Origin of the sequence: Weissella sp. LMG 11983 (genome assembly GCF_025908495.1) — a bacterium.
Classification (GTDB): domain Bacteria; phylum Bacillota; class Bacilli; order Lactobacillales; family Lactobacillaceae; genus Weissella; species Weissella fermenti.
In genome coordinates this window covers 1,503,477-1,528,121 of sequence record NZ_JAOZFD010000001.1, presented here as the reverse complement: position 1 = coordinate 1,528,121, position 24,645 = coordinate 1,503,477, and the positions used below count along the sequence as shown (strand labels likewise).

The window sequence follows — 24,645 nt, the reverse complement described above, 5'->3', positions numbered from 1 at the left end:
TCAAAACTGAATATCGTTTCGTGAATGTGTAGGTTTCCGATTTTCCTTAGAAAGGAGGTGATCCAGCCGCAGGTTCTCCTACGGCTACCTTGTTACGACTTCACCCTAATCATCTGTCCCACCTTAGACGGCTGGCTCCCGAAGGTTACCCCACCGGCTTTGGGTGTTACAAACTCTCATGGTGTGACGGGCGGTGTGTACAAGACCCGGGAACGTATTCACCGCGGCGTGCTGATCCGCGATTACTAGCGATTCCGACTTCATGTAGGCGAGTTGCAGCCTACAATCCGAACTGAGACGTACTTTAAGAGATTAGCTCACCCTCGCGGGTTGGCAACTCGTTGTATACGCCATTGTAGCACGTGTGTAGCCCAGGTCATAAGGGGCATGATGATTTGACGTCATCCCCACCTTCCTCCGGTTTGTCACCGGCAGTCTCACTAGAGTGCCCAACTAAATGCTGGCAACTAGTAATAAGGGTTGCGCTCGTTGCGGGACTTAACCCAACATCTCACGACACGAGCTGACGACAACCATGCACCACCTGTCACCTTGTCCCCGAAGGGAACGCTCCATCTCTGGAGTTGTCAAGGGATGTCAAGACCTGGTAAGGTTCTTCGCGTTGCTTCGAATTAAACCACATGCTCCACCGCTTGTGCGGGTCCCCGTCAATTCCTTTGAGTTTCAACCTTGCGGTCGTACTCCCCAGGCGGAGTGCTTAATGCGTTAGCTGCGGCACTTAAGGGCGGAAACCCTCAAACACCTAGCACTCATCGTTTACGGTGTGGACTACCAGGGTATCTAATCCTGTTTGCTACCCACACTTTCGAGCCTCAACGTCAGTTACAGTCCAGAAAGCCGCCTTCGCCACTGGTGTTCTTCCATATATCTACGCATTTCACCGCTACACATGGAGTTCCACTTTCCTCTACTGCACTCAAGTCATCCAGTTTCCAAAGCAATTCCTCAGTTGAGCTGAGGGCTTTCACTTCAGACTTAAATAACCGTCTGCGCTCGCTTTACGCCCAATAAATCCGGATAACGCTTGGAACATACGTATTACCGCGGCTGCTGGCACGTATTTAGCCGTTCCTTTCTGGTAAGATACCGTCACACATTGAACAGTTACTCTCAATGTCATTCTTCTCTTACAACAGTGTTTTACGAGCCGAAACCCTTCATCACACACGCGGCGTTGCTCCATCAGGCTTTCGCCCATTGTGGAAGATTCCCTACTGCTGCCTCCCGTAGGAGTATGGGCCGTGTCTCAGTCCCATTGTGGCCGATCAGTCTCTCAACTCGGCTATGCATCATCGCCTTGGTAAGCCATTACCTTACCAACTAGCTAATGCACCGCGGGACCATCTCTTAGTGATAGCAGAACCATCTTTTAAATAACAACCATGCGGTTGTCATTGTTATACGGTATTAGCATCTGTTTCCAAATGTTATCCCCTGCTAAGAGGTAGGTTTCCCACGTGTTACTCACCCGTTCGCCACTCTTTGCAATGTCCATCGTCATATCTGAGCAAGCTCTTCAAATCAGTTGAACCACAAAGCGTTCGACTTGCATGTATTAGGCACGCCGCCAGCGTTCATCCTGAGCCAGGATCAAACTCTCAATTTGAAGTTTGAGTATAACTCAATTTTTGTTGTTTAACAGAAGTTAAACGAATTTACTAGCGAATTGACTTCGCAAATGTTTTTGCATCAAGCTTAGCTTGATGACCCTACACATTTGTTTCATCGAAACGATATTCAGTTTTCAATGACCTACGTCGTCGCCTTGACGACTTAATCTATATTACAGAAGAAAGAATGAAATGTCAACAACTAATTTCAATCAATTTTCATACATCGTTCATAAATAATTCATATCTCTGAGACGACTTAATATATAATACAGAACCTTTTGCTGAATGTCAACAACTTTGTTGAACATCTTTTTGAGCGTTGCTTTCTTCAAAAGACAACTTGAATATATTACCCCTTTCCAAAGAACAATGCAACCCCCTTGTTCAACAGAAACATTTTCTCAGGTCAAACTTAACTCGTGCTATACTAGTAGACAGTAATAAAACAGATTAAGGAATTAATAATACATGGCAAACAAACCAGAAAAGGTGGATGCTGCTGAATTTCTAGCAATGTTGCTACAATACAGTCGTGACTTCCACTACAACCATATTAACGTTAGTGTCCGTTTGAACCGCAACCCTGCCTACACACGTCAAGTGATGAACGTGATGTTGAAGCGTAACTCAAAGAAGTACGGTAATGATGAACGCCTATACGCATCAATGACCGCCGACGAAGCAACCAAGTTCCTATCACTAGTGAACCAACTTAAGGAAGAGATGTTTGCGACGTTCGCCGACAAGATTACTTGGCACACCGATCTGCTCGTTCGTGAAGAACAAGAATTTGGTTACCGCCAAATCCGCGAACGTGACCAATACAATAACCTTGAATTCGAATTACTACTATAGCCTTCTACCCCAGTATTCACTTACTGGGGTATTTTTTTACGCAATTTCATCACGTCCGGTTGCTACAATGGCGATACTGAGAACTCACCCGAAACGAGGAAAGTCTATGTATCGTCAACTTTTTATATTTGGTAGCCGTGTTCTTGGGCTTAATCACGTCTGGCAACTTTCTGGCAAGGAGCTATGGGAAGAGTTAGCAAGTAAGCCTGCCACAGCTGCTGAGCCTAGCGCTAAATTACGACACGAATTCGAACTTGTGTCTGAAGAGTACATGGAGATTCTAGTACCCAGGGACTTTAATCTACGCAAGCCTACTACCGTTATGTTGTACTTACATGGCGGTGGCTTTATTGAGCCAATAACTGCCTATCATTGGCATTTCATTGGTGATTTAGTACGTAATACAAATATCCCATGTGCTGTGTTGGATTACCCACTAGTACCGCATGCGACACTGGATGAAATTTACGAACGCGTGCATCAAGCCATTTGGCGTTTACGTCACACCTATGATGATTGTGAAATTGTCTTAGTTGGTGATTCCGCCGGCGCTCAGATTGCGCTTGGTTATGTTCAGCTAATGGAGGCCTTTCCTATCAAACGAATTGTCGCAATTAGTCCAATGGTTGATATGACACTGACTAATCCTGATATTAAAGCTGCCGCAAAGCACGATCCTGTTTTGTCATTAAACGCCATTCCGGATTTGATAGAAGCCATTCGCGGGTCGCATGATATCACCGATCCGATCGTCTCTCCAATTAACGGCAACTTTAATCACCAAACAATTCTTCTAATCAGTGGTACACGCGATTTAACAAATCCAGACAACCGAATTTTCGCCAAAAAATTTGCCGATAACGTGACGTACATTGAAGGTAGTGGCTTGCCACACGCCTATCCAATTTGGCCACTTACACGTAACTTGGCAGCTAAGAATCAGATTTACGATTTTATTGTGGGTTAACTTTATGAAATATGATTTTAAGAAAATGGCCACGGTTGAGTTCAATTCAACTAAGCGTCCTAAGCAAGTTGTGATTCCTCGTCATGCATACTTTGAAATCCACGGTGAAGGCAATCCCAACGATGCTTTATTCCCAGATTACATAGCCGCTTTATACAGTGTTGCATACCCAACTAAGATGGCCTTCAAAAAAGCTGATCCATCTGTTCATGGCATCTATACTGATTACACAGTACCACCGCTACTAGGTGATTGGACGATCAGTCGCGTCGCTGTTGATCGAGGAGCCTGGACCAAAGATGATTTCGTATTCAGACTACGTATGCTGATTCCAGACTTTGTGCCCATCGGACTTGCTGAAAAAACACTGTCGGACGCTAAAGCAGCAGGCAAATCTAAGTTAATCGATAAAGTTAACATTGTCACGTTACCTGAAAAACGCGTGGTTCAAATGTTGCACGTTGGCCCTTATGATGACGAGCAAATATCATTTGACCACATTGATATGTTTTTAAACGAGCATCAACTGACCCGTACTTCTCAGAACCATACTGAATATTATCTAAACGACGCCCGACGCATTTCACCGGACCGATTAAAGACGGTGTTGGAGGTCGAAGTAACGCCAAAATAAAAAGTGATCACAGCATTGCGCTTGTGATCACTTTTTTCATTACATAGTTAAGCAGCTAAAGGTAGTGCATAAACAACTTCAAATTTTTCTAATACAACGTTCAAACGACTGAAGTCAACAATTTCACCAACTTCCGCAAATTCGCGTTGGAAAAATTCTTCGTGCGTCCGGCGCCAAGTTTCAAGTGACTTATCGCCTTCCCCTTCTGCATAGGCATGAGCGCTATCGACTTGATGATAAGGCACCACAGATACTTCCTTTGTGCATAACACCGCTACCGGATTGCCACTACCATCCAATAGAATATCGTAACAAGAGTTAGCCGTTGGTAATGGTTCCCCCTCCAATTGATACAACTCATACGCACTCGCCGTTGCAGTTTTTTCTCCGGTAAGAGTTAGTTGCGCAAGTTCATCCGCTTGACTTGCTGACGCCCCAAACGCCCAAGCACTACCAAATACTGCATTTGGTAGGTTGTGTTCTTCCTTGAATTGTTTCCAATACGCTTCTTCTGCTGGTTTCATAACGTCCCCCATATTTAGTATCTAAGAACAAGTCTACCAGAGATACTAAAAAAGTGCCTACTTCGACAATCGACACTTTAACACAGATTAGTTTTCAGGTACTGGGTGTTGTGCAGTATAAAGCGCAGCGATGATACCGTGTGCGACTGACACATTCAGTGAACGAACCGAGCCGGTCTGGGGGATATAAATCATCTTATCCGCCGCTTGAATCAATTCATCAGCCAATCCAATTTGTTCCTCACCAAACAAGAAGACACTCTTCTCAGGAAATTCTGTCTCAAAGACATTGTGTAGTTCATAACCTGGCGTGTTATCAACAGCATAAATCGTATATCCCTCAGCGTGCCATTCATCAAATAAGGCTTGATAGTCCGTAATTTTACGATGCTTAATGTGCTCGTAGTGTTGCGCACCAACTGCCCCCGTCTTATTCCACTTCTTTGCACCCTCTTCATTCTCAGGATCCATTGGATTTTCTGGATTCAAAAAGACGATTTCACGACCAGAAAATGCATTGTGGTTACGTACTGCTGTCGCTTTGTTAAAATCGTGGGTCAAGTTTTGAAGTGCAGTAATCATATAACCACGATGTTGATCCAAGGCCTGCATAATATCATCGTTGGTCATGCCTTTAAAATCATCACCCAAGTTACGATAATCGATGGCATTTTTCAAATCAATCTTACTCATGTTTTTCTTCTCTTCTTAATTTATATGTAAAACTAGCTTATCATTTTTATGTACAAAAAGAAAACCGCACCATCTCTGGTACGGTTCACGTTGCATCGCGACGTCCTATCCTCGCAGGAAGCGATCCTCCAACTACTTTCGGCGCTATTGAGCTTAACTTCTGTGTTCGGTATGGGAACAGGTGTGACCTCAATGCCATCATCACGACACGCTATTTAATTGAGAAAATTTTAGCTCTCTCAAAACTGAATCATAATCTGTAAATCAAACTTCGTTTGAGCCTTACACCACGTTTTCAACTTGGTTAAGTCCTCGAACCATTAGTACTAGTCCGCTCCATGCGTCGCCGCACTTCCACTTCTAGCCTATCTACCTCATCATCTCTGAGGGGTCTTACTTCATAAAGAATGGGAAATCTCATCTCGAGGCGAGTTTCACACTTAGATGCTTTCAGCGTTTATCTCATCCGTACATAGCTACTCAGCGATGCTCCTGGCGGAACAACTGATACACCAGAGGTACGTCCACCCCGGTCCTCTCGTACTAAGGGCAGCTCCTCTCAAATTTCCTACGCCCGCGACGGATAGGGACCGAACTGTCTCACGACGTTCTGAACCCAGCTCGCGTACCGCTTTAATGGGCGAACAGCCCAACCCTTGGGACCGACTACAGCCCCAGGATGCGATGAGCCGACATCGAGGTGCCAAACCTCCCCGTCGATGTGGACTCTTGGGGGAGATAAGCCTGTTATCCCCAGGGTAGCTTTTGTCCGTTGAGCGATGGCCCTTCCATGCGGAACCACCGGATCACTAAGCCCTACTTTCGTACCTGCTCGACTGGTAAGTCTCACAGTCAAGCTCCCTTGTGCCTTTACACTCTGCGAATGATTTCCAACCATTCTGAGGGAACCTTTGGGCGCCTCCGTTACCTTTTAGGAGGCGACCGCCCCAGTCAAACTGCCTGCCAGACACTGTCTTCCACCACGCTTAGTGGTGCGAGTTAGAGTGGTCATACAACGAGGGTAGTATCCCAATGACGCCTCCACCGAAACTAGCGTCCCGGTATCTACGGCTCCTACCTATGCTGTACAAGCTGCACAAACACTCAATATCAAGCTACAGTAAAGCTCCATGGGGTCTTTCCGTCCTGTCGCGGGTAACCCGCATCTTCACGGGTATTTAAATTTCACCGAGTCTCTCGTTGAGACAGTGCCCAGATCGTTACGCCTTTCGTGCGGGTCGGAACTTACCCGACAAGGAATTTCGCTACCTTAGGACCGTTATAGTTACGGCCGCCGTTTACTGGGGCTTCAATTCGTACCTTCGCCAAAGCTAAGCACTCCTTTTAACCTTCCAGCACCGGGCAGGCGTCAGCCCCTATACGTCATCTTACGATTTTGCAGAAACCTGTGTTTTTGATAAACAGTCGCCTGGGCCTATTCACTGCGGCTCAGCTTTCGCTGAGCACCCCTTCTCCCGAAGTTACGGGGTCATTTTGCCGAGTTCCTTAACGAGAGTTCACTCGCTCACCTTAGGATGCTCTCCTCGACTACCTGTGTCGGTTTGCGGTACGGGCAGGTAAACACTAACTAGAAGCTTTTCTCGGCAGCGTGACATCACGGACTTCCCTACTTTATTTCGGTCCTCATCATAACTTGTCCTTAAAAGATAAAGCATTTAACTCGATCTAAGACTTATTATTTAACCCAGCATATCCAGCAGCTGGGATCCGTTAGCCTTCTGCGTCCCTCCATCGTTCAAACATGTTCACCTGGTACAGGAATCTCAACCTGTTATCCATCGACTACGCCTCTCGGCCTCGCCTTAGGTCCCGACTAACCCTGGGAGGACGAGCCTTCCCCAGGAAACCTTAGTCATACGGTGGACAGGATTCTCACCTGTCTTTCGCTACTCATACCGGCATTCTCACTTCTAAGCGCTCCACCAGTCCTCACGGTCTGACTTCATCGCCCTTAGAACGCTCTCCTATCGCGCCACTTACGTGGCACCCGTAGTTTCGGTGGTGTGTTTAGCCCCGGTACATTTTCGGCGCAGAATCACTCGACTAGTGAGCTATTACGCACTCTTTAAATGGTGGCTGCTTCTAAGCCAACATCCTAGTTGTCTATGCAACTCCACATCCTTTTCCACTTAACACACACTTAGGGACCTTAACTGACGATCTGGGCTGTTCCCCTTTCGACAATGGATCTTATCACTCACTGTCTGACTCCCGGACATACGTGATTGGCATTCGGAGTTTATCTTAATTTGGTAACCCGAGATGGGCCCCGCACCAAAACAGTGCTCTACCTCCAACACGCTACATTCCGAGGCTAGCCCTAAAGCTATTTCGGAGAGAACCAGCTATCTCCAAGTTCGATTGGAATTTCACCGCTACCCACACCTCATCCCAGCATTTTTCAACATGCACGGGTTCGGGCCTCCAGTGCGTTTTACCGCACCTTCACCCTGGACATGGGTAGGTCACCTGGTTTCGGGTCTACAACAACATACTAATTCGCCCATTTCAGACTCGCTTTCGCTACGGCTCCGGTCTTTCCACCTTAACCTTGCATGGTATCGTAACTCGCCGGTTCATTCTACAAAAGGCACGCTATCACCCATTAACGGGCTCTAACTTCTTGTAGGCACATGGTTTCAGGAACTTTTTCACTCCCCTTCCGGGGTGCTTTTCACCTTTCCCTCACGGTACTGGTTCACTATCGGTCACTAGGGAGTATTTAGCCTTGCGAGATGGTCCTCGCGGATTCCGACCGGATTTCACGTGTCCGGCCGTACTCAGGATCCTGACGGGAGGTCAACACTTTTCGCATACGGGGCTATCACCCTGTCTCGCTCAGCTTCCCAGCTGATTCTGCTAAATGTTAACTTTGTAACTCCACAATGTCAGTCCTACAACCCCAAAGTGCAAGCACTTTGGTTTGGGCTCTACCGATTTCGCTCGCCGCTACTGACGGTATCGATTTTTCTTTCTATTCCTGTTGCTAATGAGATGTTTCAGTTCACAACGTCTACCTTCAACCTAACTATATATTCATTAGGTGATAACTTGCATAACAAGTTGGGTTCCCCCATTCGGAAATCTCCGGATCAAAGCTTACTTACAGCTCCCCGAAGCATATCGGTGTTAGTCCCGTCCTTCATCGGCTCCTAGTGCCAAGGCATCCACCATGCGCCCTTAATAACTTAACCTATCAACTGACGTTGATGATATAAGTTTGAGTATGTGGCTCAAGGCCACAAGCGATTTTAAACTAATTTAAAAAACTCAAAAAATTACGCGGTGTATTTTTTCGGCTCAATTTATATTGATTAACAATATTAAATGAATTTAAAAATTTACAATTATGATTCAGTTTTCAAAGAACTAATATTGCAACCCGAAGGTTGCAATGGAGAATATCGGGATCGAACCGATGACCCCCTGCTTGCAAAGCAGGTGCTCTCCCAGCTGAGCTACAGTCCCATGGTCATATATGGTATGTATATGTTTGAGTGTAAGTCACTCAAAACTGAATATCGTTTCGTGAATGTGTAGGTTTCCGATTTTCCTTAGAAAGGAGGTGATCCAGCCGCAGGTTCTCCTACGGCTACCTTGTTACGACTTCACCCTAATCATCTGTCCCACCTTAGACGGCTGGCTCCCGAAGGTTACCCCACCGGCTTTGGGTGTTACAAACTCTCATGGTGTGACGGGCGGTGTGTACAAGACCCGGGAACGTATTCACCGCGGCGTGCTGATCCGCGATTACTAGCGATTCCGACTTCATGTAGGCGAGTTGCAGCCTACAATCCGAACTGAGACGTACTTTAAGAGATTAGCTCACCCTCGCGGGTTGGCAACTCGTTGTATACGCCATTGTAGCACGTGTGTAGCCCAGGTCATAAGGGGCATGATGATTTGACGTCATCCCCACCTTCCTCCGGTTTGTCACCGGCAGTCTCACTAGAGTGCCCAACTAAATGCTGGCAACTAGTAATAAGGGTTGCGCTCGTTGCGGGACTTAACCCAACATCTCACGACACGAGCTGACGACAACCATGCACCACCTGTCACCTTGTCCCCGAAGGGAACGCTCCATCTCTGGAGTTGTCAAGGGATGTCAAGACCTGGTAAGGTTCTTCGCGTTGCTTCGAATTAAACCACATGCTCCACCGCTTGTGCGGGTCCCCGTCAATTCCTTTGAGTTTCAACCTTGCGGTCGTACTCCCCAGGCGGAGTGCTTAATGCGTTAGCTGCGGCACTTAAGGGCGGAAACCCTCAAACACCTAGCACTCATCGTTTACGGTGTGGACTACCAGGGTATCTAATCCTGTTTGCTACCCACACTTTCGAGCCTCAACGTCAGTTACAGTCCAGAAAGCCGCCTTCGCCACTGGTGTTCTTCCATATATCTACGCATTTCACCGCTACACATGGAGTTCCACTTTCCTCTACTGCACTCAAGTCATCCAGTTTCCAAAGCAATTCCTCAGTTGAGCTGAGGGCTTTCACTTCAGACTTAAATAACCGTCTGCGCTCGCTTTACGCCCAATAAATCCGGATAACGCTTGGAACATACGTATTACCGCGGCTGCTGGCACGTATTTAGCCGTTCCTTTCTGGTAAGATACCGTCACACATTGAACAGTTACTCTCAATGTCATTCTTCTCTTACAACAGTGTTTTACGAGCCGAAACCCTTCATCACACACGCGGCGTTGCTCCATCAGGCTTTCGCCCATTGTGGAAGATTCCCTACTGCTGCCTCCCGTAGGAGTATGGGCCGTGTCTCAGTCCCATTGTGGCCGATCAGTCTCTCAACTCGGCTATGCATCATCGCCTTGGTAAGCCATTACCTTACCAACTAGCTAATGCACCGCGGGACCATCTCTTAGTGATAGCAGAACCATCTTTTAAATAACAACCATGCGGTTGTCATTGTTATACGGTATTAGCATCTGTTTCCAAATGTTATCCCCTGCTAAGAGGTAGGTTTCCCACGTGTTACTCACCCGTTCGCCACTCTTTGCAATGTCCATCGTCATATCTGAGCAAGCTCTTCAAATCAGTTGAACCACAAAGCGTTCGACTTGCATGTATTAGGCACGCCGCCAGCGTTCATCCTGAGCCAGGATCAAACTCTCAATTTGAAGTTTGAGTATAACTCAATTTTTGTTGTTTAACAGAAGTTAAACGAATTTACTAGCGAATTGACTTCGCAAATGTTTTTGCATCAAGCTTAGCTTGATGACCCTACACATTTGTTTCATCGAAACGATATTCAGTTTTCAATGACCTACGTCGTCGCCTTGACGACTTAATCTACAATACAGAAGTCATAATCAATTGTCAACAACTAATTTCACTTTCTGTTCACATGTTGTTCACATGCGTCGTACCTGTTATTTGGTACTTGAATAATATACCCCTAAATGGAATGTTCGTCAACTGCTAAGATTTACAAATATTTTCCGAACAATACAAAAAGGCCTCCCATTACTGAGAGTCCCTTGATTTCTATCTATTATATAGTAACTTCTATCTAGAACAAAGCCAATTGGTTTTCATCCGGCATCCCCGCAAGCACGCCGTTTTCATCAAGATAATCCATCAACGTCTTAGATACACCACCACGTTGGGCAAGGTCTTCCTTGACAAGAATTCACGTTCTGCACGCGCAGCAATGATGCGCTTGGCAACGTTATCTCCCAAACCAGGCACAGCGTTAAATGGTGCAATCAATGTATCACCATCCAACAACCACTGTTCAGAATCAGACTTATAAAGATCAACCATGCTGAACTTGATGCCACGTTCCAGAGCTTCATTTGCCAACTCTAGTACAGTCATCAAATCCTTGTCCTTGGCAGACGCTTCATTTCCCATCTTACGAATCTCTTGGATACGGGCCTTTGTCGTGTTCAAACCACGTGACATTGCCACAATATCAAAGTTACTTGCACGCACTGAGAAGTACGCTGCGTAGTACAACGTTGGGAAGTATACCTTAAAGTAGGCAATGCGCAACGCCATCAAGACATAGGCCGCCGCGTGGGCACGCGGGAACATATACTTAATCTTCAAACCAGATTCGATATACCATTCCGGCACACCCGCAGCACGCATTTCGGCTTGGTACTCATCCGAGATACCCTTACCCTTACGCACCTTTTCCATGATTTGGAATGATGATTCGGGTTGGACCCCATAGTTAATCAAGTCGGTCATGATCTTGTCACGCGTTCCGATAACCGTACCGATTGTCGCCACACCACGTTGAATCAACTCATCAGCGTTACCACGCCACACGTCAGTACCGTGAGACAGACCAGAAATCTGTAGCAGTTCTGAGTAATTCTTTGGGTGCGTCTCTTCCAACATACCGCGAACGAAGGCCGTACCAAATTCCGGCACACCCAGCGTTCCCGTCTTAGAGAAGATTTGTTCTTCTTCAACACCCAATGACTCTGGTGACGAGAACAAACTCATCACGCCTGGGTCATTCATCGGAATCGTTTGTGGATCAATACCTGACATATCCTGTAGGGCACGAATCATCGTGGGATCATCGTGTCCCAGAATATCCATCTTCAGGATATTATCGTGGATTGAGTGGAAATCAAAGTGGGTCGTACGCCAAGTAGCCGACAAATCATCAGCTGGGAACTGAATTGGCGTAAAGTCATAGATTTCCATATCATCAGGCACAATCAAGATACCAGCAGGGTGCTGACCAGTTGTACGCTTAACCCCGGTTGCACCCATCGCCAAACGTTCAACCTCCGCACCACGGAAACTAATGTCGTGGTCACGCTCATATGCCTTCACATACCCAAACGCTGTCTTATCGGCAACGGTGGCAATCGTTCCAGCACGGAACACATTGTTCTCACCAAACAGCGACTTCATGTAGTTGTGGGCAAATGGCTGATAGTCACCCGAGAAATTCAAATCGATATCGGGAACCTTGTTTCCCTTAAATCCCAAGAAAGTCTCAAACGGAATGTTGTGGCCATCCCCAATCAACTTCGTCCCATCAATTGGGCTGAGCTTTTCAGGCAAGTCATAACCAGATTCATATTCACGTGGGTCAACGAATTCAACATAGTCACCACTCTCACTACGATAGTGCGGTGGTAACGCGTTAACTTCCGTAATACCCGCTAGCAAGGCAATCAATGATGATCCAACAGAACCACGTGATCCAACCAAGTACCCATCCTTATTAGACTTCGCCACCAAACGTTGGGCAACCAAGTAAATAACCGAGAATCCATTGGAAATAATTGAACGTAGCTCCTGCTCAATACGTGCCTCAATAATTTCAGGTAGTGGATTACCATACATACGATAAGCCGTTGCATATGACTTCTCACGAATTTCATCGTCGGCAGTTGGCATGTTAGGTGGATAGTTTCCACCCTTAATTGCCTCAACTTCATCAATCATGTCAGCAACAACGTGCGTATTATCAATGACCAACTTCTTAGCTAGGTCTTCACCCATCCAAGCAAAGTCATCCAACAATTCTTGCGTCGTACGGAAATGCATATCCGGCAAACTATAGCGGTTCAACGGATTAGCACCACCTTGTGAGCTGATCAAAATCTTACGATAGATAGCATCCTCAGGGTTGAGATAGTGCACATCCCCAGTGACAACAACTGGCTTACCCAATTCATCACCAATCTTCACCGCTTGCATCATCAAATCACGCAAACGGGCTTCGTCTTGAATCAATTCACCTTCCAAAGCTGGCACGTAATTAGCTGAAGGTTGAATTTCGATGTAATCGTAGTATTCTGCCTTAGCCTTAGCTGCAGCATATCCCTTTTGCATCAATGCTTCCCAGAATTCACCAGTACTATCACCGGTTCCAAGTAGCAATCCTTCACGGTACTTATTCAACAAAGAACGCGGTACACGTGGTACACGCTGCAAGTACTTCGTGTTTGACTCAGAAATCATCTTATAAAGGTTCTTAACACCTTCTTGCTTTTGCACCAACACAACCGCGTGATTAGGACGTCCGTGCTTCCATGCATCGTTGTCCATCATGTGGTCATTCAATTGGTCAGCATACTCGATACCATACTCTTCACGCGCTTGCTCCAAGAACACACGGTTCAAATGACCAGTCGTCTCAGAGTCAAAGATGGCACGGTGGTGTTGCTCCAACACAATACCAAAGTGCTTAGCCAACGTGTTCAAACGGTATGAACGCATATTTGGGTATAGGAAGCGGGCCAAAATCAACGTATCGATAACTGGGTTCGAGATTGGGTCTAACCCGTGACGGGCATAACCTTCTTGCATGAACCCCATGTCAAATGTCACGTTGTGTCCAACTAGAATGGCATCGCCGTAGAACTCACGGAATTCTTCAAAGACCTGCTTTTCTGATTTAGAACCACGCACCATGTCATCCGTGATTGATGTCAAATCAACCGTGGTTTGACTTAGCGGGAAGCCAGGGTCGATAAACTCAGAGAATTCAGCAACCACATTTCCCTTAACCATACGGACGGCTGACAATTCAATCACCCGATCATAGGCAGCTGAAAGACCAGTCGTCTCAACGTCGAAAACCACGAATTCGGCTTCATCAAGCTTGGTGTGATCCGGATGGAAGATAATCGGCTCACCATCTTCAACCAGGTTAACCTCAACACCGTAAATCATCTTGATGTCATTCTTAGCAGCTGATGACGCTGCTTCAGGGAATCCTTGAGCACCGGCTGTATCCGTAACGGCAATTGCATCCATGCCCCACTTGGCAGCTTGCTTTACATAGTCACCAATACCGTTAGTGGCATCCATCGTCGACATAACGGAGTGCGTGTGTAATTCAATACGCTTCTTCTCGCCTTCATAAGGATCGATACGTGGTGCGTGCTTAATCACTTCGATATCGTAGGCCGTCATCGTCAAATCACGCACAAAGTCGTCTTGTTGAATTGGACCGCGCGCACGAATCCATGTACCTGGCTTTAAATCAGCAAAGAATGCTTCATCGTTTTCATCGCGTGAGAACTTCTTCAAGATAAATGAACTCGTGTAGTCCGTCACCTTCATCGTCAACAATTGACGTTCAGACTTCAAAACACGGACTTCGGCATCAAAGACATACCCTTCGACGATAACAGAACGTTCTTCAGTCTCGATATCAGCCATCTTGGTGATTTCAGCATCAGCAGCAATCTTGCGACCAAGAGTACCTGGTGCACCATTTCCACCACCACCATTACGCGGCGCAGATTGACGTTGCTTGGCTGCTTGTTCGATTTGTACCTTGGCCATTTCAGCCAGTTGCTGATCCTGCGCAGCACGTTGTGCCATAACTTGCGCATGTGACTCAGCAGCCAATTGTTCATCGACTTGAATATTAAATGGCAGTTGATATCCAACACCGAGTTTCTTATAAGTGTTTTCAATAATTGGCAACCCAGTTTGACGGGCATAGTTTGCCCAAACTGCTGTATCAAACGTCAAACGCAATTGGTTGTCAGCGATTTGTGGCAACACATGGGCAAACGCCTGACGGAAGGCACCTGGTTCATTTTGATGTTGTTGCAGTACCCACGTCCAATAATCAACAATTTGTTGGGCATCTGGCTGAGTTGTCAAATGCAATTGGTAAGTGGTTTGCGCAATATTGGCAAAAGCCGTTTGCATGCGTGCTACCAAAGCGGCCATATCTTGCACTGGTGGTAGCGCAGGCATTTCTAGGTGGAATTGCCAGACCTTAGACTGTTTGTGCACAGCTAGCTTAGTCAACGCCGTTTGTTGCAAACTAGCAGGGACTTCCTCATATTGCAATTGTTGCAATAGTGTTTGGAATTGTTCTTGTGCGGTCAACGCCATGTTAAGGGCTCCCTTCTCTCATTTTTCAATATGCGTTTAATTATACCTTGTTCTAGTTACAACGACGTATCGAATTAACATACAAACAAAAAACGCCATCCAACTTAATGGATAGCGTTTAGCGGATCAAGCCGAACGGGCAATTCGGCGATCTATTCTTATGACATGTCTCAGCACATCATAAATTTTAAGGAGTAGGTTTCAGGTTGGTTAGACCTGTAGGTTATGAGTAGTATTTATGGGTTGTTGAATGAATATCTCTGTATTCCTTATCAACATCCTTAATATTACGCACGCAAACTTAAACTAACAATAAATACCCATTAAAAATGCGTAAATGCCAATACAGTTAGCACAGCAATGACGGCCCACAAGAACTTGCGCATACGGTCGCCCTCCTTCACTTATCTTTGATACTTACTAGTATTGCACAAAAATGTGTCTATTTTATGAAAGCGTTATCAATCACAACCAACAAAAAAGCCACCTGGCATAAAACCAGGTAGCTTTCTAGTTATCTTTAATTAAGCTTGTGCATCAACTTCAGGGTGCAACAAGATTTGTAGCGTTGCAACCAATTCTTCAGCACGGACTTCGATCGCTTCATCAGCCTTACGCAACTTAACTTCAACGATACCTTCACCGGCCTTCTTACCAACCGTGACACGGACTGGCAACCCAATCAAGTCTAAATCGTTAAACTTAACACCAGCACGTTCGTTTCGGTCATCAACCAAAACTTCGTAACCAGCTGCAACCAACGTATCATTCAAGTCATCAGTCAATGCCTTTTGCGTTTCATCTGAGTACTTCATTGGTACCAAATGAACATCCCAAGGCGCAACTGATGTTGGCCATGCCAAACCATTTTCGTCAGCGTTTTGCTCAGCAATCGCTGCCAACAAACGTGACACACCGATACCGTATGAACCCATGATGACATCAGCTTGACGACCGTTAGCATCCAAAACTTGTGCGCCCATTGTCTTTGAGTAACGCGTACCCAACTTGAAGATGTGACCGATTTCGATACCCTTAGTAAATTGCAAGTGACCCTTACCGTCAATTGCCAAATCACCTTCACGAGCCGTACGAACATCAGCCACTTCGTCGATACGGAAGTCGCGATCAACGTTAGCGTTCAAGTAGTGGAAGCCAGCTTCGTTACCACCAACCGTCACGTTAACCATGTCAGTTACCCATTCGTCGGCGATAATCTTAACGTCTTCACCAACACCAACTGGTCCCAATGAACCAAATGGTGCGCCCAAGATTTCTTGTGCTTCTTCAGTTGCCATACGCAACTCGTCAGCGTGCAAGAAGTTTTGAACCTTCACTTCGTTCACTTCGAAGTCACCACGAACCAAAACCAAAACAGGTTGGTCATCAGCGTACATGAACAACGTCTTAACCAATTGGTCAGGTGTTGTTTGCAAGTATTCAGCCAATTCTTCAATCGTCTTAACTTCAGGCGTGGCAATCTTTTCCAAATCAGCCATTTGCGCGTGTGACTTGTTAGGCGTGTACAAATCCTTCGCCATTTCCAAGTTAGCTGCGTAGTCTGACTCATCTGAGTAAGCGATGATATCTTCACCAGCTTCAGCAGGAGCTGAGAACTCCTTTGAGTCTGAACCACCCATGGCACCAGCGTCACCAACGATGACACGGTAGTCCAAGCCAATACGATCAAAAATGTTGATGTAGGCTGATTCCATGTTCTTGTATGACTCATCCAAACCTTCTTGGTCAACTGAGAATGAGTAGGCGTCCTTCATAATGAATTCGCGACCACGCAAAACACCGAAGCGTGGACGGTTTTCATCACGGAACTTTGTTTGGATTTGGTAAACCGTCAATGGCAAACGCTTGTATGACTTAATGTCATCGCGAATCAACGTCGTCATCGTTTCTTCGTGAGTAGGTCCCAAAATCATGTCGCGGTCGTGACGGTTCTTCAACTTAAACAAGTTGGGACCATACGTGTCATAACGACCTGACTCTTGCCACATTTCAGCTGGCAAAAGCATTGGTGCTGACATTTCAATCGCGTCAATCTTCTCCATCTCTTCACGAATAATCGTGTTGATCTTGTTCAAAACGCGTTGTGCCAATGGCAAGTAGGCGTAAACACCGGCTGAAACCGGACGCATGTAACCGGCACGCAACATCATTTGGTGCGAGATAACTTCAGCATCGGCTGGAGTTTCACGCAAAGTTGGAATAAAAACCTTTGATTGTTTCATGGAAAACTTCCCTCATCCCTAATCTTGACGACATAACGTCACTAAAAATTCTTTTACTAGTTTACCACAGTTAACCAAGAACTACCCTACTCATTCGCACAAAGTATACAAAAAGGGATGCCGAATCGGCATCCCTTCCTCACTTACTTAAAAAAATAACGCAAAATATCATTTCCGGTAACCGCCACCATCAGCAGTACCAAGAACAAAACACCAGCCAACGTGACCGTTGTTTCAATCTTTTCAGGTACCGGACGACGAATGACTGCCTCAACTGCATTCAGCAACAACTTACCACCATCCAAACCAGGGATTGGTAACAAGTTCATCATACCCAAGTTAACTGACAACCATGCTGCAAACGACACAATCGCCAAGAAGCCATACGAACTAACTTGTTCCGTATTCTTGTAAATGGCAACTGGTCCACCTAACTTATTAAGTGAGAAGCCTTGGACCAAATTTTGAATCGCGCGGAAAATCTGTGTCATCGCTTGCCCCGTAGCACGGAAAGCATACGCCACACGTGGGCCGGCTGCCTTCGTTGTCGTTGGTGTCACCCCAATTTGTCCAATCGTCATGCCACCATTCTTAACCGACTTAGGCGTCACCTTAGTGGTTAATTGCTTACCATCACGTTCGTACACCACCGTCGTCTTCTTGCCAGGCAACGCTTGAAACGTATCTTGCATCTTTTGCCAAGATGTCATTTTAACGCCGTCGATTTTTTCAATCGTATCGCCCTTCTTCAATCCAGCGCTCGCTGCTGGAGAATCTTGTGCAATTGATTGCAACGTTGTCGTTGTCACCCCAGGCATTGCAAATGCCAAGCCAAGGAACAACATCAACGTCAAAATGAAATTATTCATCGGACCAGCGAAGTTAATCAAGGCGCGTTGCCACAACTTAGCTGATTCAATGTGTGTGTCACGTGGTGCAACTAAGACTTCGGTACCATCAGCTTCAATCACTGACGCATCATGATCAACAGCGAGCTTAACCAGCGTTGACTCGTCTCCATCCCAGTAACCTTCAATGAACATGTCATCAACCAAGTCAATACGATTAACCGTTAAAGCACGGCCACCTACCAACTCAGTTTGCTCTGACAGATTCAAACGCGTCACAACACCATCTGTCTCGACGACGACGACCGTCATACCGGGGCGAATGCTTTCTTCTTCTGCCTCCGCGCGTCCTGCCATACGAACATAACCACCAACCGGCAAAATGCGAATCGTGTAAGTCGTGCCGTTTCGTCGTGTCTGTAGCAACTTAGGCCCCATCCCAATTGCAAACTCACGGACACGAACACCGGACTTCTTTGCAAAGTAAAAATGTCCAAATTCGTGTACGACCACCAACAGGCCGAACACCAAAATAAACGTAATAATCGTTGTCATTAGTTAAATTCTCCACGTGCTCCCAATATACTAGGCCCTAGTATACAACAAAAGCCTGAAGGAAACGTTAATATCCTTCAGGCTTAAAAATCTTTTAGTTTAGTGGAACAAACCAATCAAGTACATCAATGGCAAAACAATCAACATTGAGTCGAAACGATCTAAGATACCACCATGACCAGGCAAAACATTTCCTGAAATCCTTCACCTTGTAAAAACGCTTCAAACCAGATTCAATCAAATCACCAAATTGACCGGCTACTGAAAGCACGATACTAATAATGATCATCACTGGCCAGCTGTACGTTTGTGGGAAGAAGTATGTGTAGACTGCTGCCGCAATCACTGCAACAACCGTTCCACCGATCGAACCTTCCCAAGTCTTGTTTGGTGAAATCTTCGTCAACTTGTGCTTACCAATCTTTCGACCAATCATGTAAGCGCCTGAATCAGTCAACCAAACAATCAAGAAGGCAAACATCAACGTATCCAACCCAGTGTTACGTGCGGCAACCATCATGCCGAATCCCATTCCAACGTACATCATCGTCAACGTAAATACACCGGCATCCTCAAAGCTAAACTTATTCTTAGCAATTACCGTGTGCAACAACATCAAGATAACAAAAATGTACAACAATGATGAGCGGTGCAAGACAACTGGCGTTTGAATGTTGTCCCACAAATTGGCAGGCAACGTCATCACCAAAGCACCAACCATCGTCAAAATTGCTCCAAAATCAACCAACAACGTCTTGCGCATCAAGACGACTTCGGCAGCCGCAATTACTGCGAGTACTGATGCTGCCACTTGAATCCAAATACCGCCAGCGTACAAGATTGGCAAGAAAATTGCCAATGCGACAATGGCCGTAATGACACGTGTCTTCATAGTCCTAAACTTCCTCTATTTTTTATCACTCTTATTTTCTGCAATCCCACCAAAACGACGATCACGTGCTTGGTAAGTTGCAATGGCCCCTTCGAAAACAGATTGTGTCATCTCAGGCCAGTGTTCATCGACAAAGACGAATTCTGCGTATGCCAATTGCCACAACAAGAAATTAGACAAACGCATTTCACCACTGGTACGAATTAGCAAATCAGGATCTGCATATTCACCAAGTGGCGCTGTCATCATAGCGCCACTAATTGTCGCTTCATCGATTTCTTCAGGCTTAAGCTCGCCAGCCGTAACTTGTTGAGCTAACGTTTGTACACCTGTTACGATTTCAGCGCGCCCACCATAATTCAAGGCAAAGTTCAAAACCATCCCCGTATTATTAGCAGTTTGGGCAATCGCATCATTGACGGCACGTTGCGTATCAGCGGGCAGTTGATCAACATATCCCATCACGTTGACGCGAACATTATTTTCAATCAACTCAGGCACGAAGGTATCAAAAAACTTACCAGGCAACTTCATCAAGAACCCGACTTCAGTCTCAGGACGCTTCCAATTTTCAGTTGAAAATGCGTACAATGTTAGCACCTTAACACCTAAATCACTAGCTGCCTTGGTAATATCCTTAACCACTTCCATACCACGTTGGTGTCCGGCCACACGGGGTAAGTTTTGTCGCTTAGCCCAGCGCCCGTTTCCATCCATAATAACTGCAATATGGTTAGGAATGCGCGTCTTATCTAATTGTGTCGTTGTTTCTGAATCGATGACTCGTCGCTTTTTGAAAAACACAACGTTTCCTCCGCCTCTATAAATCTAAAATGCGCAACCAATAGTTACGCATGTCAATCTTACCCATTATAGCAGTTTCTCACACCGCGTATAGGCTTTTAGTTCAACGATAACGCTTACTTAGTAAAAACTGACTCATCGTCATCGTCAAACGCACCACCCAGCAGAGCTTCAATTGTATCCAAAACCCCGTTGTGGTTATTATCATTAACGGCCAAATTATTAATACGGACCTTCATAAAATCCTCGGCATTTGGCATCACAAATGGGTACTTCACGTAGCGAAGCATTTCCAAATCATTACCGTTATCACCAAACGCTGCCATTTCTTCGGGCTTAATGTCCCACTTAGCAGCAAGTTGTTCCAGACCAGTGCGCTTGTTGACCCCCGGTGCCAAAATATCAACGGATCCGAATCCTGAACCCGTAGTGTGCAATTCTTCACCGAAGACATCGCGCAATTGTTGCACGTGATGATGCACATCAACATCTTGGTCCCAAACTAATGAAAAACGGAAAATGCTATCTTCGACATCCATAAACTTTTCAACTTGGTGAACCGTTGGATAGAACGTTTTTACGGCCGCAATCATTTCAGGTGTCGCATGATTTGAAACATACGCTCCGTTCGTTCCTGACAAAATAATCAAATTATCCATGTGTGCATGTGTCTCAGCATTCCATTGCAACACGCGTGCAATTTGATCAGGTGACAATGCGGATTCAGCCAACACCGTATTCTCATGGGTAATCAATGCACCATTATCTGACACATATGTAATGCGGTCAGGGTTAACCGGTTCAAAATAAGAACGCAGTTGCTTATATTGGTTACCACTCGCTGCGACAAAGCGGATACCACGTTCGTCCATTTGATCTAACAATGCCTCCATTCGTGCATAGTCAAATGTGCGATCATCACGTAGCAATGTACCGTCCATATCGGTTGCAATTAACTTAATCGTCATTGTTCTGCTTCCCTTTCACAATTAATTCACTCTTTTACCTAAAAGTCATTATAACAAACTGTCCGAGACTGCGCCGAATTTGCTACAATTATAAGGTTAGTTTAGTTAATTACATGTAAATGAAAAATATCATTAAAAAGGAGGCTATCCATGAATGACGATTATCAAGCCAGCTTAAATCGGCTCAACCAATTAGATGGTCCCCAAGCAACGGCTTCATCAACCGAGCCACTTCACCGTGGACCTCAGCGTCGACAACAACACATCGACAACCGACCACAGTGGCAACAAATTCAGTGGTTCTCAATTTTGTTTGCCGTCACGTCACAATTGGCCATTTGGTGGATTTACCCGCTGATTTATTCAAAAAACTTAACCAGTGGGCAATGGCAACACAATCCGCTTTTGATGACCTACAGCCTTATCTTGGCACTAGCAATCTTCTTAACCTTTAACCGTGGCTTCTCACGTTGGTTGAATTTCGCTGTCATCTTGATTCCAATCATCTTCTTATACTTCCTGTATAAGCAAGTCACGATTTAACAAATTATCTTGCTGGGTTTGTTACCCCTCGCCTTATTATTGATTAACGTTAAGTGGTTAAACCTGCAAAACATTCTTGGTTTAATTATGTATTCCGGCATCGCCACGCTAGCCATGCCGGTTGTCATTTTCTATCAGCAAAACACTTATCTAACGCTACCGTTTATTCTAAGCTTGTTGCCTTTGCTATTCAGTTATCTGTACTACATGAGTAGCATTTTCGTACCAACTGGTCGCAACAAGCGCGCCACGTCTTTGGCATTTGGCATCATCCTTTTGTTAGATGTCTTAACGTTGCCATGGAATTTATGGACACTATTAGCGATTGTCATTATTGTCTTTACGTGGATGGTTCTAATTAATCTCGACTTGAAGCCTAAGTACCGTATGGGTATTTTCTCCCTATTACAAGCAATCACTGTGTTGGTTATTTTCCTACAACAGAAATAGCAAAACGCCCCCGCACTAATTTTGTGCGAGGGCGTTTTTTAGATTTCTGTTGTAACTGGGCGGCGCTTAACACGATAAACAAACACGGCTGATGCATTACCAACGACTAGCATCGCTAGCAAAAAGACAATTGGGTGGTTCTTTGCCATACGAACCGGCCAAACGCCTTCTTCCGTACGACCAGCATTCACATCACGAGCCCAACGGCGATTTTCTAAGTCTGGCGTATCAACCGCCCCGACAATAACGGGTTCTGACTTTGCATTTTCTGAAACCGAAATATCAGTCACCTGTGTTGGCTTCATTTCGCCATCTGGTGATTCAATAATCGGCTCGTTATAGTCAGATTCTGTGTGTCCACTAAGCTTGTCTTTAACACCTTGAATCATCTCGTCAAATTGCTCGATCAAAGATGATTGTGCAACTGCCGGGCGGACAGCATCTGCGCTTACTGTTCCCAACGTTGCCACATTCATTACCATAAAGGTGACAAAACATAAAATTGCTGATTGTTTTTTCATCGTTTTACTCCTCTAAAAAGAAAGTGCCCTTTCTCCGTCCAATACCCTGAAAAAACTTTTCATGAGCCACCACAGTTCACAATGTCGTTCCAAGTTATTTACAGTCTACCCTATATAATCTTCTAATTTTGGGCGATTATTTGAATAAGCCGTGTCCTTGAAATCGCATTCATTGTTTTATTCATGTCCTTTTTGTGGGCTTTTTATGTGTCATCCATAATTTTGGACGCTCCGGAAACCAAAAGTCCCACGGATTGATAATTTTCGGCACAAAAAAGACCTGTACAAATTTTACAGGTCTCCTATCATTTAAGCCTTAAATTGTAGCTTAGCATCCGCCACTGCCTACCAGTCCTTTACACGATCAGCTACCTGACCATCAGGGAAGTAAGTTGGGTACCAATAGTCGATGAAATTCAACTCATCAACATGCGTTTGCTCATCATTACGCCAAGCATCACGGACTGTCGTATCACCAGTCTCTAGGTTCACCTTGAAGCGAACGACAAATTGTTGTCCATCAATGTGAACATACAATTGGCGCAGACCCGCCTCGCCTGGGAATGGTTCTGATGTAATCTCTGCATTCGTCTCAGACAACACGTCGACGGCGTGTTGTCCCATGTATCCGTTATCAGCCATCATGCGCAAAACCATGGCGACTGTGTAATCACGCATTGTACGTTCCTTGAAATATGCCTTGTAGTCAAACATTTGTTATAGCCCCCTAAAACGTTGCCGCTAGCAACTTTACCTGTTCCAAAATACCTAGTAACTCTTGGTGCGCCTCATCATAAGCAGCCATTTGATCCCCAAATTGCTCATTGAAGCCTTCCAAACCGCCTGCGATAAACGCGTACTCAAACGCCGTCACCTTTTCAAAAGCGTCCGTAAACGTTTGCCAAATGTCATCATCACTTTCTTGCGTTTCCAAGAAGAATTGAATGAAACGGGCATCCGAATACCCCATTTCGAATTGCACCGCTAGTTGGCGCTTGAACTCGTGTTGATTCTTAATATGCAAGAAGTGGTGTTCTGTGTTCCAAGTCACACGTTCTACTGCTTTTAATACTGTTTGATTCATCACTAATAAGCCTCGTTTCTTTTCGACACCTAAATGTTAACACTTTGAATTCCTGCGAGCACAAAAAAGGCACCCGAAATTTCGAGTGCCCATCATTGATTACCAGTCTATTTTACAATTCGGCCAACGTTGCTGAATGACGTTCCCCGTTAAAGTAGAAATCTAGTCCTTCTGCAAATGGCACTTTGTTATCTGCGACTGATTCAAATAGCGTCCATGATGCTTGCAACTTACGCGCATCAACATCCCCAAAGACATCAACAATGTTAGCTGCCTTCAAGTCCAAAACAATCTTCGTGACATGTAATAAGCGCTCAGCTAGCGTCTCATTTGCCAAATAAGCACGGGCTTCATCCGCATCTGCTACGCCATAATAAACCGCACGTTCACTTGAACCCAGTGAACGCAACTGTGGGAATACCCACCACATCCAGTGTGAAATCCTTCTTACCAGCCGTTAATTCATCAACTGCCGTTTGAAAGCTGTTTGCGTTTTCTTGTGCCAAAACAAATCGTTGCACATCATTTGCCAATGCTTCATCCATAACCTATCACCTCAT

The 24,645-nt window shown here is 45.4% G+C and carries 16 protein-coding genes, 1 tRNA gene, 4 rRNA genes and 2 pseudogenes; 5 read left to right on the top strand and 18 right to left on the bottom strand.

Annotated features, from left to right (window positions below; all coding sequences use genetic code 11):
- Positions 1-50 precede the first annotated feature (50 nt).
- A 16S ribosomal RNA gene (locus OIT45_RS07665) occupies positions 51-1,627 on the bottom strand.
- Between the two features lie 475 nt (positions 1,628-2,102).
- Here OIT45_RS07665 and OIT45_RS07660 point away from each other — a divergent pair.
- The 3 genes from OIT45_RS07660 (at position 2,103) to OIT45_RS07650 (ending at position 4,090) form a co-directional block, all read left to right on the top strand.
- Positions 2,103-2,489, top strand: a complete 387-nt coding sequence (locus tag OIT45_RS07660) for a hypothetical protein (RefSeq protein ID WP_199405037.1) — start codon at positions 2,103-2,105, stop codon at positions 2,487-2,489.
- Between the two features lie 106 nt (positions 2,490-2,595).
- Complete coding sequence (locus OIT45_RS07655; RefSeq protein WP_199405036.1) at positions 2,596-3,456, top strand: alpha/beta hydrolase; 861 nt, start codon at positions 2,596-2,598, stop codon at positions 3,454-3,456.
- 4 nt (positions 3,457-3,460) lie between these two features.
- A complete protein-coding gene (locus OIT45_RS07650; RefSeq protein ID WP_199405035.1) occupies positions 3,461-4,090 on the top strand; it encodes a GyrI-like domain-containing protein in 630 nt (209 codons plus the stop codon).
- A gap of 47 nt (positions 4,091-4,137) precedes the next feature.
- On the opposite strand, the gene OIT45_RS07645 is transcribed toward OIT45_RS07650, so the two are convergent.
- From OIT45_RS07645 to OIT45_RS07590, 12 genes and pseudogenes are all read right to left on the bottom strand, one after another.
- Positions 4,138-4,614 carry an ASCH domain-containing protein gene (locus OIT45_RS07645; protein ID WP_199405034.1) on the bottom strand — a complete coding sequence of 159 codons (477 nt, stop codon included), beginning with the start codon at positions 4,612-4,614 and terminating at the stop codon, positions 4,138-4,140.
- A gap of 87 nt (positions 4,615-4,701) precedes the next feature.
- The gene (locus OIT45_RS07640; RefSeq protein ID WP_199405033.1) at positions 4,702-5,307 is read right to left on the bottom strand and encodes a TrmH family RNA methyltransferase; all 606 of its coding nucleotides are present in this window, start codon (positions 5,305-5,307) and stop codon (positions 4,702-4,704) included.
- Positions 5,308-5,399: 92 nt separating this feature from the next.
- A 5S ribosomal RNA gene (gene rrf / locus OIT45_RS07635) occupies positions 5,400-5,516 on the bottom strand.
- 91 nt (positions 5,517-5,607) lie between these two features.
- Positions 5,608-8,522 (bottom strand): 23S ribosomal RNA (locus OIT45_RS07630).
- A gap of 201 nt (positions 8,523-8,723) precedes the next feature.
- Positions 8,724-8,788: transfer RNA gene (locus tag OIT45_RS07625), tRNA-Ala, on the bottom strand.
- 98 nt (positions 8,789-8,886) lie between these two features.
- Positions 8,887-10,463 (bottom strand): 16S ribosomal RNA (locus tag OIT45_RS07620).
- The 16S, 23S and 5S rRNA genes sit together here with 1 tRNA gene alongside, the layout of an rRNA operon.
- A gap of 392 nt (positions 10,464-10,855) precedes the next feature.
- Positions 10,856-15,177, bottom strand: a pseudogene (locus OIT45_RS07615) (PolC-type DNA polymerase III).
- 524 nt (positions 15,178-15,701) lie between these two features.
- A complete protein-coding gene (locus OIT45_RS07610) occupies positions 15,702-17,420 on the bottom strand; it encodes a proline--tRNA ligase (RefSeq protein ID WP_264339977.1) in 1,719 nt (572 codons plus the stop codon).
- Between the two features lie 143 nt (positions 17,421-17,563).
- Entirely contained in the window at positions 17,564-18,823 is a 1,260-nt protein-coding gene (rseP, locus tag OIT45_RS07605) for an RIP metalloprotease RseP (RefSeq protein WP_199404713.1), read from the bottom strand.
- 99 nt (positions 18,824-18,922) lie between these two features.
- A pseudogene (locus OIT45_RS07600) lies at positions 18,923-19,715 on the bottom strand (phosphatidate cytidylyltransferase).
- A 15-nt stretch (positions 19,716-19,730) separates the two neighbouring features.
- The gene (locus OIT45_RS07595) at positions 19,731-20,519 is read right to left on the bottom strand and encodes an isoprenyl transferase (RefSeq protein WP_199404712.1); all 789 of its coding nucleotides are present in this window, start codon (positions 20,517-20,519) and stop codon (positions 19,731-19,733) included.
- 116 nt (positions 20,520-20,635) lie between these two features.
- Positions 20,636-21,487 (bottom strand): Cof-type HAD-IIB family hydrolase, encoded by an 852-nt coding sequence (locus tag OIT45_RS07590; RefSeq protein ID WP_135798359.1) that lies wholly within the window; start codon positions 21,485-21,487, stop codon positions 20,636-20,638.
- A 150-nt stretch (positions 21,488-21,637) separates the two neighbouring features.
- Here OIT45_RS07590 and OIT45_RS07585 point away from each other — a divergent pair, with 150 nt between their 5' ends.
- Positions 21,638-22,030: a hypothetical protein gene (locus OIT45_RS07585; protein WP_264339976.1), complete on the top strand. Its 393-nt coding sequence runs from the start codon at positions 21,638-21,640 to the stop codon at positions 22,028-22,030.
- A gap of 87 nt (positions 22,031-22,117) precedes the next feature.
- Entirely contained in the window at positions 22,118-22,480 is a 363-nt protein-coding gene (locus OIT45_RS07580) for a hypothetical protein (RefSeq protein WP_264339975.1), read from the top strand.
- Between the two features lie 38 nt (positions 22,481-22,518).
- Here the strand turns inward: OIT45_RS07580 and OIT45_RS07575 are convergent, their stop codons facing one another.
- The 5 genes from OIT45_RS07575 to OIT45_RS07555 form a co-directional block, all read right to left on the bottom strand.
- Positions 22,519-23,001 carry a hypothetical protein gene (locus OIT45_RS07575; protein WP_199404710.1) on the bottom strand — a complete coding sequence of 161 codons (483 nt, stop codon included), beginning with the start codon at positions 22,999-23,001 and terminating at the stop codon, positions 22,519-22,521.
- Between the two features lie 345 nt (positions 23,002-23,346).
- Positions 23,347-23,715, bottom strand: a complete 369-nt coding sequence (locus tag OIT45_RS07570; RefSeq protein WP_199404709.1) for a hypothetical protein — start codon at positions 23,713-23,715, stop codon at positions 23,347-23,349.
- Positions 23,716-23,728: 13 nt separating this feature from the next.
- Positions 23,729-24,085, bottom strand: coding sequence for a hypothetical protein (locus tag OIT45_RS07565; protein WP_135798362.1), 357 nt, complete (start codon positions 24,083-24,085; stop codon positions 23,729-23,731).
- Positions 24,086-24,197: 112 nt separating this feature from the next.
- On the bottom strand, positions 24,198-24,515 hold the full coding sequence (locus OIT45_RS07560; RefSeq protein ID WP_264339973.1) for a DUF1810 domain-containing protein: 318 nt from the start codon (positions 24,513-24,515) through the stop codon (positions 24,198-24,200).
- Positions 24,472-24,630: a hypothetical protein gene (locus tag OIT45_RS07555; RefSeq protein ID WP_264339971.1), complete on the bottom strand. Its 159-nt coding sequence runs from the start codon at positions 24,628-24,630 to the stop codon at positions 24,472-24,474. The genes OIT45_RS07560 and OIT45_RS07555 overlap by 44 nt, the downstream gene beginning before the upstream one ends.
- Positions 24,631-24,645 lie beyond the last annotated feature (15 nt).